Source organism: Enterococcus sp. DIV1639a, assembly GCF_050530445.1.
In the GTDB taxonomy this organism is placed as follows: Bacteria; Bacillota; Bacilli; order Lactobacillales; family Enterococcaceae; genus Enterococcus_B; species Enterococcus_B hirae.
In genome coordinates this window covers 332916-347500 of sequence record NZ_CP172886.1, presented here as the reverse complement: position 1 = coordinate 347500, position 14585 = coordinate 332916, and the positions used below count along the sequence as shown (strand labels likewise).

At 36.0% G+C, this 14585-nt stretch carries 11 protein-coding genes and 1 rRNA gene (1 of these 12 only partly in view); 6 read left to right on the top strand and 6 right to left on the bottom strand.

Annotated features, from left to right (window positions below; translation table 11 throughout):
• The 4 genes from IGJ32_RS01590 to IGJ32_RS01575 form a co-directional block, all read right to left on the bottom strand.
• Positions 1-1476 (bottom strand): 16S ribosomal RNA (locus IGJ32_RS01590) (it extends 84 nt beyond the left edge of the window).
• A 1183-nt stretch (positions 1477-2659) separates the two neighbouring features.
• A complete protein-coding gene (locus IGJ32_RS01585) occupies positions 2660-3010 on the bottom strand; it encodes a Spx/MgsR family RNA polymerase-binding regulatory protein (protein ID WP_010720213.1) in 351 nt (116 codons plus the stop codon).
• A gap of 21 nt (positions 3011-3031) precedes the next feature.
• Positions 3032-3436 carry a Spx/MgsR family RNA polymerase-binding regulatory protein gene (locus IGJ32_RS01580; protein ID WP_010720214.1) on the bottom strand — a complete coding sequence of 135 codons (405 nt, stop codon included), beginning with the start codon at positions 3434-3436 and terminating at the stop codon, positions 3032-3034.
• 228 nt (positions 3437-3664) lie between these two features.
• Positions 3665-5869: an ATP-dependent helicase gene (locus IGJ32_RS01575; RefSeq protein WP_010720215.1), complete on the bottom strand. Its 2205-nt coding sequence runs from the start codon at positions 5867-5869 to the stop codon at positions 3665-3667.
• A gap of 177 nt (positions 5870-6046) precedes the next feature.
• Here IGJ32_RS01575 and IGJ32_RS01570 point away from each other — a divergent pair, with 177 nt between their 5' ends.
• On the top strand, positions 6047-6736 hold the full coding sequence (locus IGJ32_RS01570; RefSeq protein WP_010736953.1) for a YoaK family protein: 690 nt from the start codon (positions 6047-6049) through the stop codon (positions 6734-6736).
• Between the two features lie 127 nt (positions 6737-6863).
• Here IGJ32_RS01570 and IGJ32_RS01565 read toward each other — a convergent pair whose 3' ends face one another.
• Complete coding sequence (locus IGJ32_RS01565; protein WP_010720217.1) at positions 6864-7094, bottom strand: hypothetical protein; 231 nt, start codon at positions 7092-7094, stop codon at positions 6864-6866.
• A gap of 260 nt (positions 7095-7354) precedes the next feature.
• Here IGJ32_RS01565 and IGJ32_RS01560 point away from each other — a divergent pair, with 260 nt between their 5' ends.
• The 3 genes from IGJ32_RS01560 to IGJ32_RS01550 all read left to right on the top strand — a co-directional run bounded on the left by IGJ32_RS01560 (position 7355) and on the right by IGJ32_RS01550 (position 10116).
• Entirely contained in the window at positions 7355-7957 is a 603-nt protein-coding gene (locus tag IGJ32_RS01560; protein ID WP_010736952.1) for an accessory gene regulator B family protein, read from the top strand.
• A gap of 140 nt (positions 7958-8097) precedes the next feature.
• A complete protein-coding gene (locus IGJ32_RS01555; protein ID WP_010736951.1) occupies positions 8098-9375 on the top strand; it encodes a sensor histidine kinase in 1278 nt (425 codons plus the stop codon).
• Between the two features lie 12 nt (positions 9376-9387).
• Entirely contained in the window at positions 9388-10116 is a 729-nt protein-coding gene (locus IGJ32_RS01550; protein WP_010720220.1) for a LytR/AlgR family response regulator transcription factor, read from the top strand.
• Positions 10117-10219: 103 nt separating this feature from the next.
• Here the strand turns inward: IGJ32_RS01550 and IGJ32_RS01545 are convergent, their stop codons facing one another.
• Complete coding sequence (locus tag IGJ32_RS01545) at positions 10220-11737, bottom strand: zinc ABC transporter substrate-binding protein AdcA (RefSeq protein ID WP_240273824.1); 1518 nt, start codon at positions 11735-11737, stop codon at positions 10220-10222.
• Between the two features lie 294 nt (positions 11738-12031).
• Here IGJ32_RS01545 and IGJ32_RS01540 point away from each other — a divergent pair, with 294 nt between their 5' ends.
• A complete protein-coding gene (locus IGJ32_RS01540; RefSeq protein ID WP_010720222.1) occupies positions 12032-13219 on the top strand; it encodes an AI-2E family transporter in 1188 nt (395 codons plus the stop codon).
• 597 nt (positions 13220-13816) lie between these two features.
• Positions 13817-13921 (top strand): putative holin-like toxin, encoded by a 105-nt coding sequence (locus tag IGJ32_RS01535; RefSeq protein WP_223603620.1) that lies wholly within the window; start codon positions 13817-13819, stop codon positions 13919-13921.
• Positions 13922-14585: the final 664 nt, after the last annotated feature.

Genomic DNA, 14585 nt, shown 5'->3' with positions numbered 1-14585 from the left:
GCTCCAAAAGGTTACCTCACCGACTTCGGGTGTTACAAACTCTCGTGGTGTGACGGGCGGTGTGTACAAGGCCCGGGAACGTATTCACCGCGGCGTGCTGATCCGCGATTACTAGCGATTCCGGCTTCATGTAGGCGAGTTGCAGCCTACAATCCGAACTGAGAGAAGCTTTAAGAGATTAGCTTAGCCTCGCGACTTTGCGACTCGTTGTACTTCCCATTGTAGCACGTGTGTAGCCCAGGTCATAAGGGGCATGATGATTTGACGTCATCCCCACCTTCCTCCGGTTTGTCACCGGCAGTCTTGCTAGAGTGCCCAACTAAATGATGGCAACTAACAATAAGGGTTGCGCTCGTTGCGGGACTTAACCCAACATCTCACGACACGAGCTGACGACAACCATGCACCACCTGTCACTTTGCCCCCGAAGGGGAAGCTCTATCTCTAGAGTGGTCAAAGGATGTCAAGACCTGGTAAGGTTCTTCGCGTTGCTTCGAATTAAACCACATGCTCCACCGCTTGTGCGGGCCCCCGTCAATTCCTTTGAGTTTCAACCTTGCGGTCGTACTCCCCAGGCGGAGTGCTTAATGCGTTAGCTGCAGCACTGAAGGGCGGAAACCCTCCAACACTTAGCACTCATCGTTTACGGCGTGGACTACCAGGGTATCTAATCCTGTTTGCTCCCCACGCTTTCGAGCCTCAGCGTCAGTTACAGACCAGAGAGCCGCCTTCGCCACTGGTGTTCCTCCATATATCTACGCATTTCACCGCTACACATGGAATTCCACTCTCCTCTTCTGCACTCAAGTCTCCCAGTTTCCAATGACCCTCCCCGGTTGAGCCGGGGGCTTTCACATCAGACTTAAGAAACCGCCTGCGCTCGCTTTACGCCCAATAAATCCGGACAACGCTTGCCACCTACGTATTACCGCGGCTGCTGGCACGTAGTTAGCCGTGGCTTTCTGGTTAGATACCGTCAAGGGATGAACAGTTACTCTCATCCTTGTTCTTCTCTAACAACAGAGTTTTACGATCCGAAAACCTTCTTCACTCACGCGGCGTTGCTCGGTCAGACTTTCGTCCATTGCCGAAGATTCCCTACTGCTGCCTCCCGTAGGAGTTTGGGCCGTGTCTCAGTCCCAATGTGGCCGATCACCCTCTCAGGTCGGCTATGCATCGTCGCCTTGGTAAGCCGTTACCTCACCAACTAGCTAATGCACCGCGGGTCCATCCATCAGCGACACCCGAAAGCGCCTTTCAAATCAAAACCATGCGGTTTCGATTGTTATACGGTATTAGCACCTGTTTCCAAGTGTTATCCCCTTCTGATGGGCAGGTTACCCACGTGTTACTCACCCGTTCGCCACTCCTCTTTTTCCGGTGGAGCAAGCTCCGGTGGAAAAAGAAGCGTTCGACTTGCATGTATTAGGCACGCCGCCAGCGTTCGTCCTGAGCCAGGATCAAACTCTCATAAAAAGTTCGAACAATCTTGCGATTGTTAAGCTCAATTGTTTGCTAGCATATTGCTTGCTTGTTAAAAATGTTTGTTGTCTTGAATCAATCAAGACGCCCTACACATTTGGTTTGTCTTTGCTTTGTTCAGTTTTCAAAGGTCTACTTGATTAATGCTACTTGATTTAAAGTTGAAACTTCTTAACGAGCTAGCGATTAATCACTCGATATTGCCGTAACAACTTTTATATCATAACAGATCGACATTTGTTTGTCAACTATTTTTCAAAAGTTTTTTCAATTCGTTTTTCAGAAACGCTTCAGCAACTCATTTATCATAACTCATCGTTTGTTATTTGTCAACAACTTTTTTGAAGTTTTTTTCGATGAAATCAAGCTTCATAAGCTGTCGGTTTTTAACGACTCAGTTATCTTATCATGTGATAACTCATACGTCAAGAACTTTTTGAATCTTTTTTATTACTTCATTTTTTTAAAACGAGTAACTAAAAACAACAAAAAAGAATATACCATGTAATTTTACACATGTCAATAAGTATTTAAACCTTTGGTATAGGTTATCACTCTTGGTTTCAGCTTTTCTATATTAAATAAGCCATAGTCATTCTACTGATTCTGGCTATCCAGATAATCGAACCGTAAGACTTCTTTCAGCTGTTGTCCATTTATGACATCTTTGGTTGCTCCACACAGTTGCCCCATTGATGAGCGTTCATCGTTTTCCCGTTGATCAATGAGGTTGAGACAAAAGCAGCATCAAGAAATAAGAAGAAATTTCCGAAGATGCTGCTTTTGTCTCACCGTGAATCAGAGGTCGTGAAAACATCGGGTAGCTCTGATGACAATAAGAAAGAATTTTTTGAAACAGCTTCTCATGTTTTGAAAAATCCAGGCTTATTTCAAGGAGCTGATGTTTGAACACCGTTTAGCAAGAGGCTGCGAAAGAAGCGTTCAGCTCCGAGCGAATAAGAGAGGATTTTTTAAAATAGCTCCTCATATTTTAGAAAATCATCGCTTATTGTTGAGGAGTTGCTTCTTGAACGCCGTTTATTCGTTTTTAGAGATAATAGAAGAGACCGAGACAAGTTTCTTTTAGAAAAGATCACTCACAAAAAAAGGAAATGAATAGCCATCCATCTCCTCTAACCGACTATTTCGTTTTTTTGCCACTGAGGTCATCCTGTATTTATTGGCTTGCAATTAATTTCTCCATTAATTCCTCATTAAACCCAACAAATAAAACATTATCAAAAATAATCAGCGGACGTCTGATTAGTTCTCCATGTGTTCTACACAAAACAATCAATTGTTGTTCATTAATAGTAGATAAATCAATTTCCAGATTTTTGAAACCTTGTGACCAAGTGGCGAACAGTCGTTCCGCGTGAACATTCTCAAACCCACACAATTCTTTTGCTTCCTTAACGGTTAGCTCTCTCTGATCTAAATCAATAAACTGATAAGAGAGATGATGTTCTTCTAACCACTGCTTTGCTTTTAGACACGTCACACAATGCGCCGACCCGTATACCTTCACAAGATTCCTCCTTTTTTAAATTTAACTGAAGATACTGTTTTGCATATAAATCATTCTTCTTGCAACTGAACGAATTTCTCTTGGAACAAACGAACGAATTTCATCTTCATTAAAACCGATCAATATTCTTTTTTCATCAATTAAGATCGGACGTCTTAGTAAAGAAGGATATTGTTTAAAAAGGACGATCATTTGCTTTAATGTGAGCTCGTTGAAGTCAATAGCTAATTTTTCGTATATTTTTGAGCGAGTAGAGATAATGTCTTCAACGCCTCCGTTAGTGGCTGCTAAAATTTCACGTATTTCATTTTCTGATATCGGCTCTGCAAAAATATTTTTTTCTTCAAAATCTAAACGATTTTCTTGCAACCATGCTCTTGCCTTTCTACAAGAAGTACAGCTAGGGGAAGTATATACTTTTATCATTCTCTCACTCCTTTTTAATTATAATCCCATTCTAACTGAAAGTTATAAAAAACACCAATTATTAGCTATTAAAATTCAGAAAATTTATTCTTCTTTGCTATTAAACCCTTTTAATCCTGTGTTTATATGAAAAAAATTAATTTATTTTGTATAAAAAAAAGAAGAAAAATACATAAAAAAAACGATATTATTAGTATTTTTTACCTAATAATATCGTTTTTTATGTGATCAAACATGTATTTTTTTAATTTTACAACCTGTTTCTCTAATAAATCTAGAAGTTTTCAATTTTCTCGTCCCCTTCATCAAAGGTATACACAAATAGAGACGATTCCTTGCTCGGGTCATTGCTACATAAAAAAGACGGCGTTCTTCTTCGACTGTTGTCACATGCTCTGCCTTGACCTTATCCAAACTAATGGCTGCTTTATCAGAGGCACCATTGTAAGGAATAGCTCCTTCATTACAACCAACTAAAAAAACATTGCGATAGCTTAAGCCTTTACTCCTATGAATACTTTGAATGCATAAAGCATCAAGTTTTCCTTGTCGGTAAGCGATTAAACGAGTTTTTAGTTGTTTCGCAACTGCTTGGATGTCTTTTTCTAAATGGTTGATTTTTTCTAATGTTGGAAATTGTTTGAGCGTTCCTAACAACCATTCACGCTCACTACCGTCTATTTCTTTAGTTGGTCGACTTAATTTAAGGTAGCTTTGAATTAAACGATCAAAACCTTTTCCGCCATTTTTATCAAAAGTATGAAGGTCCTTTACAAACCGATGAATCTCTTTTTCTTTTGTTTTTAAATGCGGCTTTACAGAAAGGATATATTCCACAATATCTGTTACTTTATTTCGTTTAGAAAAATAGTCCTCACATTCAGCCTTCTTGAAATAGCAATTAATCATTAACTGATAGAGTACTTGTTGATAACCTTGTGTCTTTTTTTGATAAGTAGTTGCATTTTGCCAGTAAAGAATCCTTTGATAGAACTGTTGAAATAGTTTTATTCCAAATATCCCTTCGTATGGGCCATCTGCTTCTAGCACAAAGGGGATATCCGTCTGTAACAAGTCTTGGACTAATTGCTGGGTTTGCGTTAACGACCGATATAAAACGATTGATTCTTTGTATTTTCCTTTATGTTTAATCAATGTTTTGATTTGTTCAATGATCCAGCGACTTTCAGCTTGTATATCATCAAAAGCTAGCGCCTGCATGATCCCCGCCTCTTTCTTAGCTGGAATCATTGCTTTTTGGATACGATCATTTTTATTAAATGTAATTAAGCGATTCGCTCCTTGAACAATGGTGGCACGTGAACGATAGTTGGTTAATAAAAAAAGCGTCTTCGTTGCGTACTCTTGGTCAAAATTTTTAATATAAGAAGGTTCCGAACCTCGAAACCCATAGATACTTTGATCATCGTCACCGACCACAATAAGTTTCATTGGTGTTTCCTTCGTGATCAGGCGAACAATTTCCCACTGTAAAGGATTCGTGTCTTGAAATTCATCAATAAATAAATAATCATATTTTTGTCCCACGAAGTTTCTGATTTCTTCGTTCTGCAAGGCTTGTTTTAAATTACTTAGAACATCATTGAATTCAAAAAGATGTTGCTCTTTCTTTTGTGCTTGCAGTTCTCGCATGAAGTGGGTCATTCTTTCGGAAATCGGCATAGTTGCATTCGGTTCAATAAAGTCAAAGTTTTCTTTTATCAATACTCGCGTTTCTTCTATTGATAAGTTCATATTCTGCCAATAATCAAGACGTGCCGCCAAATTTTTTTCTCCATATTGATCAAAAGCGTATAAATTATACTTACGAATAAGTTGTTGTATTAGTCCACTGACTTTGTATGAGGTCTCTTTTGAAAATTCTCCCTGTATCCCTTCAGTGACTACTTCTGGGAATTGGCGACAAATATCATTGTACAAACGAAAAAAGATACTATGAAAAGTTCCTATATGAACATTGGTCTTTCGTTGGCTAAAATTATCTACTCGCTTTTTCAATTCATTCGCAGCATTTCTCGTAAAAGTGATCATCAATATCCGTTGCTCATCTACCTGATTTTCAGTCATTAAATAGACAGCTTTTGCACAAATTGTTTGGGTCTTCCCACTTCCCGCTCCTGCAATGATCCTTAGATTTTTTTCCATATTGTAAGTAATCGCTGCTTTTTGCTCGTAATTAAAACGATTGTAGGAGCGCTTTTCCATCATATCGAAAAATGAATGACTATTATTCGTTTCTTTTTCTTCCTCAATCAGCCCAGGTGCTTCACCATAAGCTGCTTCATAGCTTGCAATGATCTCTTCTTGCATCCGGAAAATTTGTTGGAGCTTCTCATATCTTTTTTCCCAATGACTGATTTCTCTTTGTAAGCGAAGTATTTCTTTTTCATTCCCTTGATTGATTGTTTTCACATCTTTCTATATATAAATGGTCAATATTTTTCTTTTATACTAACAGACCTTTCTAAAAATTAAAATGACTTTAGCAAACACTGACCTTTTCTGAAAATTATCTATAAAATATCAAAAACATATAACCAATATGATAGAATAAAAAAGACAAATATATTAATTTGAAGGTGAATATAAATGAGTACTTCATTTCATGAAGGACGGACAATCGGACTTTTATTATCCTTTATCGGTGGCGCAATGGACAGTTATACATATATTCAATATAACGCATTTGCTTCAGCACAAACGGGTAATATTGTCTTAGCAATCATCCAAGCTTTCGATGGTGAATGGATTAGCGTTGGAAAAAAAATTCTTTCTACTGTCTTCTTTTTTTTAGGGATTTTACTGACAAAATTTTTGATTGATTATTTCAAAAAGAAAGAAAAACACTATTGGCGTTTGTATGTTCTTTACTACGAAGCAATTATCTTTTTCTTAGTCAGTCTGACTCCAATCAGTATCCACCCAGCCATCGTAACCATCATGATTGCATTTACAGCAGCTATTCAATGGGTCGCTTTTGATAAAATCGATGGACGAGCTTATACTAATCTTTTTACTACGGGGAATCTAAAAGGAGTTGCTACTAACTTATACGATTCTCTTGTCACAAAAGAAAAAGCAGCGTTCGATCGTTTTTTCCATTTTCTGACAGTTGTTCTGGCTTTCATCAGTGGTGCAGGCGTTCTCGTTTTTTGCCACCATTTATTTGGGCATTTTGCTATTTTATTAGTGGCTGTTTTATTTTTAATCATAGCAATTGTTCAAAGCATTCAAGTATGGAAATTTTACCAACGTCATATAGTCTTATCCAAAAAATAAGGACAAGCGTGTTCACTTTAATGGCCAACTAAAAAATCACTATACTTCAAAACACAACAAATAGACTGATTTACAGGATACTCGGACAGTACCTCAGCCTATTTGTTGTGTTTATGTTTATTTTTATTCATTCCATTATCGCACTTGATTTTCGAACAACAAGTTGCCAATGCAAACTGTCGGCAGTTTCATTATCTTCTACTGCACATTTGATGACCCGGATCATCACGCTGTTTTCATAAACTTTTTCAATTTCTCCTTTGATAGGCGCTTCAAATAAATCTGAAACAAAAGCACCTGTTTCACCAACTTCAAATAATTGCTCATCCATTTTCTCCATTACTTGTTCATTCCCCATGATAGTTCCTCCAATATTTTTTAAGTCAATCAATTTTTAACACACTTCTAGGCAGAGAACACATAAAAATCATAAAAAGCCCTTTTCATGTCAAAACCGTTCACTTTTTTTATCTGCCATTTATAAAATACTCAAAAAAGAAAGATCTAACTGAATTTTTTGATCTTTTTTTTACGGTTTTGATGTCAAAACAACCTTTTATGAATCGAAACACTATTTTTAACAAATTTAGAATAAAATCGTTATTGGAGGTACGTTGGATGAAAAATAAAGTTGTAAATAGAATATTAGACACATTATTCAGTGGTGAAAAAATAGAAGATGAAATGGTTTATCTCCAAGTAAAATTTGCCCTTGATGTATTAATGAATAACCTTGGCAAATTGGCCGTTGTTTTAGTATTTTCTTTAATAACCGGTTCTTGGGTCGAAACAGGATTGACCTTTCTTTCTTATATTTGTATCCGTCGCTATGCTTACGGACTTCATTCTGATTCTGAATTTGTTTGTTTACTATGGACTTTGCTTTATTTGTGGGGCGTTCCCCTCTTAATGAAACACTTTGATGTGACCATCTCTTCCCCACTGAAGGTCATTTCATTGATCATCTGTTTCTTATTGTTGCTTCGCTATGGATCAAAAGGTACAGCAATCAATCCCATTGAACCTGAAAAACGCCCACCACTGTTAAAAAAAGCAATTTTCATGTTTCTTCTATTTGCAATAACTATTTTATTTTTCGCTAATTCTTACTTTTCTACTTACTTGCTTCTCGGGATTATTTTAGAAATAGCTACGCTGCTTCCAATTACGAATTATATAATGAATCTTGGAGGAATTTTCTATGAAAAAAACAATCATTAAACAACTTACTAATTTGTCTGACTTCTTTGTGTCTGGATGCTGCTTTGGTATGAGTTCAGAGTTTAAAATCCCTGAAAAATTAAAAAAATAATTCAATAAATATGCTATAATTTGGTAAAAATCAATGGGAGCTGTACTTTATGTTTTTGTGGTCCATAGCCTTGCAATATTTAATTTACACAATTTGTGTATTACTCATTGAACACCAAATTAAAAAGAAATACTTATTCGTTACCACTATTTTAATCTCTTGTGTCTTGTTAGGTTTTATGTATCCTTTATTTGGGATATTTACTGCTTTATTTGCTATAGGTATGCTGATGCTAACATTCTTCTTCTTTTCTACTTCCCCGCAAAAACTGGTTTATGCTCTTCCTTGGGGATTGCTTACTTCGCTTTTAGGAGACCATTTGACGAGCATCAGCGATTTTTTTATTTTGAAATCTGCTGTCATTGAACCAGGAGATTCCTTGCAGTATATTCATATCGTCATTTCTGCGACGTTATCGATCTTACTTGCTTTAGCCTTTAAAAAAGCCTTAGAAAATTTCCATGGGTTGGATCGCCGAATGATTGGAACCGTTGGCGCGTTGATGTTATTTACCTATTATATCGTTATCTTTTATACACGTTTTTCTGGCGAGACTCCCCAAATTTTAACTATCAACACTGGCTTTTTCATTCTTTATCTCTGTGGCGGGCTGTTTATCCTCATTTATTATTGGAAAATTTCAAAGAGAAAAATGGCAGACCAATTGTTAGAACAGCGTATGCAAATGCAACAAGATTACATCCGTGATCTAGAAAAAAACTATCAAGATCTTAGAGAATTCAAGCATGATTATCAAAACTTGCTTTTTTCAATGAATAGTTATCTTGCTGAAGGTGACCTGGAGGGATTACGTAAGTACTACAATCAAAATATCTTACCCACTCGTCAAATGATGGATCTTTTCCCAGCAAACCTTAGTCTGTTAGATAACATAAAAATTCCTGAAATAAGAAGCTTATTGTCTTTGAAATTAATGATGGCACAAGAAAAAGGATTATCCGTGCATCTTGTTATTCCAGAAGAGATCACTTTAAAGAAAAAACACACAGTAAACATCGTCCGAATGTTAGGTATTATTTTAGATAATGCGATTGAAGGAGCTTTAATTACTAAAAAGAAGAAAATTGAACTCTTTGTTTTAAAAAAGAAAAACTCAGTGATTATTCGTGTCATCAATACAACGATGAATACACTTCCGTTAAATCAATTAAAACAAAAAGGTTTTTCAACAAAAAAAGATCCTAAAAACGAAGGACTCGGTTTATTCATTTTGGATGAGCTGTCAAAGGCCAATCCTTATATCTTTTTAGAGACATCTATTGAGAATCAACGTTTTTCTCAGACAATCTATATACAAACAAAATAAAGGAGTATTCGTATGATTCCAATTTATATTTGCGAAGATGACACGAAACAGTTGGAAGTAATTTCAGCAGTGATCAAAAATCGAATTATGATTGAGAATTTGGATAGTTATGTCCATATCGCCACTTCTGATCCAATTGAACTTCTTCAAGCAGCTAGAGTACGAACCTCATCTTTTGGTATTTATTTTTTAGACATTGAATTAAAAGATAGCGATCTAGATGGTATTATGATCGGAAAACGCGTAAGAGATCTAGATCCTTTAGGAAAAATTATTTATGTTACTTCTCATACAGATCTTTCAATGTCTATCTTAAAGAGCAATATTGAACCGACTGATTATATTATCAAAGAAGATATTTTTGATTTAAAAGAAAATGTGGAACGTATTTTAAGTAAGATCTTTGAAGATGTCAAAGCGACTCCTTTACAAAAAGATATTTTTAAAATCGAATTTAACGATGAAATAAAATTTCTGCCGATCAAAGATATCCAGTATTTCTCTACTTCCCCAGGAACGCCACATAAATTAGAGGTTCATTTGACTCATGCGCAAATGCAGTTCTATGATAAAATCAAAGAAATAGAGAAAATGAACCGTCATTTTATCCGCTGCCATAAATCATACGTGATCAATACTCAAAATGTCCGTACGATCAACAAAAAAACTCGTGAAATCACGTTAGCAAATGGCGAAGTGATTCCGGCTTCTGTACGTGGTTTAAAAAAATTGATCTCGTAAATCTCAGACTTCTCCCCAAAAACAAACAAAAAAATGAGCAAAACTCGTCTGTTTGTTTTGCTCATTTTTTCTTATTTATCTTTTCTTGTTCCTATTTTGTAGTTTAATGTAACAGCATTTCTTGCGCAATTTCTTGCCCACTCATCTCCACTGGATAAAAAGTTGGCCAATGATCCATTTCTGCCAGTAAACTTTCTTGACTTTCATTCCCTAAATAGATATGAAAATGTTCCGAATCTGTTGGTGCAATCGAATGATCACTGAATTGTACATATCGATAAGCGCCACTTTCTGGCTCTACTGCTTCAAATAAGTAGCGTACGCCTCGATTTCCTGCAGCGTAATTCAAAACTCTTTTACCTGCATATCGGTAAGATGATTGCTCCGTCTCACCATTTTTAAAAGTAAATGCCATTCGATCTCCGTCAATCTTGATCTTTTCGACATCCGTCTGGTATCCGACGGTATAATAATCCTTGTACTCTTTTGCTGATTTTTTTGGATCGATTTTTGCCTTATACTCAAATACGGGATCTAAGGTTCCATCAGCTAAATAGTTATCGACCGTTTGCCATTGCCCTTTCCAATCGGACAATTTGCGGTCTTTCACAGCTGAATCTTCAAAGTAACCATTATATACATTTTTTTCTTTTTCTGGTTTCAGTGTGGCTTCCAGTGGATTCACTGTATCTGTCGTTTTTTGTAACGACTTGAGGTTTTCTTTCATTATGGTTACGTAGTTTTCACCATTTGCAAGTTGTTCTTTCGTTAAACCTTCTAGAGGATTCAAGACAGCCAAAGAAACGCCGGCTTCATTTGCTAGAGTTCTAGCGATACTGTCTTTAGCATTTTCTTCAAAATAAATATATTTGATCCCATGATCTTTTACAAACTGTTTTAATTCAGCAATTCTTGCGGCTGAAGGCTCCTCACTTGAGGATAAGCCAGCTATTGACACTTGATTCAGTCCATACTCTAATGCCAAATAGTTGAATGCGGCATGTTGGGTAACAAAAGATTTTTGTTTTGCTTTACTTAAGGTATCCTGATAACTCTGATGAAGTTCTTGTAATTTTTCTAAATAATTCTCCGCATTTTTAGTAAAGGCTTCTTTTTTATCGGGGTATTTTGTGATCAGTTGATCCCTTATACTTTTTACTTGTTTCATTGCTAAACTTGGAGCTAACCAAACATGCGGGTCTAATTCATGAGAATGCCCTGCTTCGCCATGACTATGGTCATGTCCTTCTTCACTACCCGGTAACAACAACATCCCTTCAGTCGCTTTGACTGCTAACACATTCCCCTCTTTCAATGTGTTTTGGATTGCTGGTACCCAGGTTTCCATATTTTCGTTGTTATAGACAAAGACATCCGCATTTTGAATTTTTGCCATATCTTTTGCTGACGGCTCATAGTCGTGTGAATCTGTCCCAGCAGGAATCAATAACTCAACTTCTCCTTCATCTCCCACTACTTCTTTCGTGAAATCATACATTGGATAAAAAGTCGTCATCACCTGCAATTTTTCTTTTTTGTTCGCGGCTTCTTGTTGATTGCCACAACTGGCAAGTATACAAACAGTAGCTACTATCCCTAATAAATAAACCAAACGCTTCATTTGACGGCACTCCTTCATCTTCTTTCATTTTACGATTAAAGTTACCAAATCGTAATCTTTACGCTTTAGCAACAGGATTTAATTTATCATATCGCTAAATAAATAGTCAAGCGTTTTCTTAAAACTATTTCTTTTTATTTTCTAGCCATTTCTGAACAGTATCATTTTCTTTTTGTCACTAGTTCCGACTATAATAAGATAAATCAGCTTGACGTTCCCGATAGGTAAAAAACAATTTCCTTTTACTTTTATCTTGAACTTAGAGCGATTTAGTACATTGAAAGGAGTAATAAATTGAAGAATAATTCTAAAGATCAGTCTCGTCTGATACGTTTTCTAGGAGGAACGACTTCTTATTATGTATTAGGGTTGTTGATTATGTTAGCTTTAGTGATCTACTTTTTTCAGCAGATCGGTTTTATTTTTAAACCATTTTTCGTGATTTTTGCGACGACACTCGCCCCAGTACTATTTGCGTTAGTTTTATATTATTTACTAGACCCGTTGATCAAACGTTTGAGCCGAAAACTATCTAGAAATTTATCTGTTACTATCGTTTATGTCATTATTTTATTTTTGATCGGCTTAGGGAGTGTTTGGTTAGTTCCTTTCTTGGAGCAACAAGCCAAAACACTAATGACTAGTTTTCCTGATTTGTTCAACGATTTTATACAAACTTTGAAAAACTTCCTAGCGCAAACACCTTTTGCGGACACATTCGATCAATTCTTTTCATCGATTGATGATTGGACATCTAATTTTGCCTCGTTTATTGGCGATTATTGGGAAAGTGGCGCACAAAGTATCGGGAATATCTTTTCAGCAGTAACATCTACCTTTATTACATTGTTTACTGGTCCAATCATTGCGTTCTTCTTATTAAGAGATCCTCAGAAATTTTATCAAGCTGTGTTAGGGATCGTACCACCCAAGTTCCGTACAGATTTTCGGACATTGACTAAAATCGCCAATCAACAATTAGGTGATTTCTTAAAAGGGCAAATCATTGCTTCTTTCATCTTAGGAGCTGTTTATTGGGTCACATTTTTATTGATCGGCTTAGAATTTGCAAGCATACTAGCAATCGCAGCTGGGATTTTATGTATCATTCCTTACATTGGACCATTTATTGCCTTCTTTCCTGGATTGTTTATTGCTTTCCAAGACTCGACATTCATGGCAATTAAGTTTGTTTTGGTCTGGTTCATCGTCCAATTACTTCATGGGGACTTAGTTATCCCTCGAGTTATGGGCAATCGCCTTCAAGTCCATCCAATCACTATTTTGATTGTTTTATTAGTGATGGGTGATTTACTAGGACTCATGGGTGTAATTTTCGGGATCCCCATCTACACATTGATCAAATTATTGGTTGTCTTTACTTTTAAAAAGTTCAAACAACGCTACAACAAGTATTATGGCGATCAGGGTGTCTACCAAAAAGCAGAATTTTCGGAAAAAGACTACTTTGAAAAAGAGTAAAGAAAGTCTGGAACATCTTTCAAAAAAACGAGGGACTAGGACGATCAAGCTTATTTTTCTTACTGAAGAAGACTATTGTCCCAGTCTCTACTAAATAGACCTTTGTTCCTGTTTCTATGTAAAACAACAAGAGCTGCAATCCACATTTAGGAGTGCAGCTCTTCTTTTTTATGCTCATCAATCGCATAAAATGATTGGGGTTTTTAATTTACATCGATTCAATGACTAAGTGATTCCGTTTATTGAAGTGACCTGTTACTGAAATAGTATAATTGCCTTCTTCCAAAATAAGCAATTTATCCGTTATTTCTATATTGACCACTGATTGATTGGTTCAGGGCTCATTGGTAATGTAAATCGCACAAGCAATGGCTGTGTCTTGATTTCCTGAATTTTACCGAGTAAAACAATAGATTATTCCATCACGATCACCTCGCTAAAATTATAGAAAAAACAACTAAAATCGAGAATTTTTAATCGATTTTAGATATGCTAATAATAATCAAGACAGTAAAGTTTGTGACGGTGGCTATCCGATTGAAAGTGAGGTGGTGCGTATGTGCGTACTTCCAAAATCTTACAGAAAGGAGAAGCCTTTTGCCTGTTGAAACGGCGTTAGGATTAATGATTGGTTTCGGTTCTTTAATCGCAACAATCATTTTTGGAATCTTGGCAGTTGTAAACAACAATCAAAAAAAATAACCGTCAGCTTTAGCCGGTCGACGATTATTTTTCAAAAATAATATTAAACTGGTCACCGTCTTAAACGGTGCTGTTAAGGGAGTTGTTAGCGCAACTCCTCTTTTCGTATTTATTATATCAACTTTATTGATCTTTTACAATCAGAATGGGAAATCATCATTGCTAATATCATTGTCCATCCAATGGATTTTGCGAAACGTTAAATCCACTGTTATTAGTCATCGTTGTTTCATGTTGTTCAAAGGTGGTTGTGATTGGAATCTTGGCAGGGTGATTAGTGTGATTACTACATAACACTAAGTAACGCATAATTTTACATCATATTTATTTTTAGATATTAGTGTCCAGAAAATGGAGATTTGATCGACACAATGACAATAGATATTTTTAAACTAAAAAGTAAGAATAGAAAGGGAAAAAACAGCTAAGTTCACAAGTTTAAAAAAGAAGAAACCCCTGATATAATGTATTTTTTGTGTGTCACTTTTCTTTTTAAATGGCATAAATTTTTAATTTTATTTGACACAAAATATAAATATTTAATTGTTAAGAAAATCGTTCAAAATAAACAGAAAAAATAAGTTCGATTTTGACAATAAACATCAAAATCGGACTTATTTTCTTTTTGAGAAAGAACTATTATCCCATTCCCTTTTTTAACTAA

Bases quoted from the DNA above. Each gene is read 5' to 3' on its own strand.
- IGJ32_RS01565 (WP_010720217.1), bottom strand. From the start codon at position 7,094: ATGGGGAATGAACAAGTAATGGAGAAAATGGATGAGCAATTATTTGAA.
- IGJ32_RS01560 (WP_010736952.1), top strand. From the start codon at position 7,355: ATGAAAAATAAAGTTGTAAATAGAATATTAGACACATTATTCAGTGGT.
- IGJ32_RS01550 (WP_010720220.1), top strand. From the start codon at position 9,388: ATGATTCCAATTTATATTTGCGAAGATGACACGAAACAGTTGGAAGTA.
- IGJ32_RS01580 (WP_010720214.1), bottom strand. From the start codon at position 3,436: ATGATAAAAGTATATACTTCCCCTAGCTGTACTTCTTGTAGAAAGGCA.
- IGJ32_RS01555 (WP_010736951.1), top strand. From the start codon at position 8,098: ATGTTTTTGTGGTCCATAGCCTTGCAATATTTAATTTACACAATTTGT.
- IGJ32_RS01545 (WP_240273824.1), bottom strand. From the start codon at position 11,737: ATGAAGCGTTTGGTTTATTTATTAGGGATAGTAGCTACTGTTTGTATA.
- IGJ32_RS01570 (WP_010736953.1), top strand. From the start codon at position 6,047: ATGAGTACTTCATTTCATGAAGGACGGACAATCGGACTTTTATTATCC.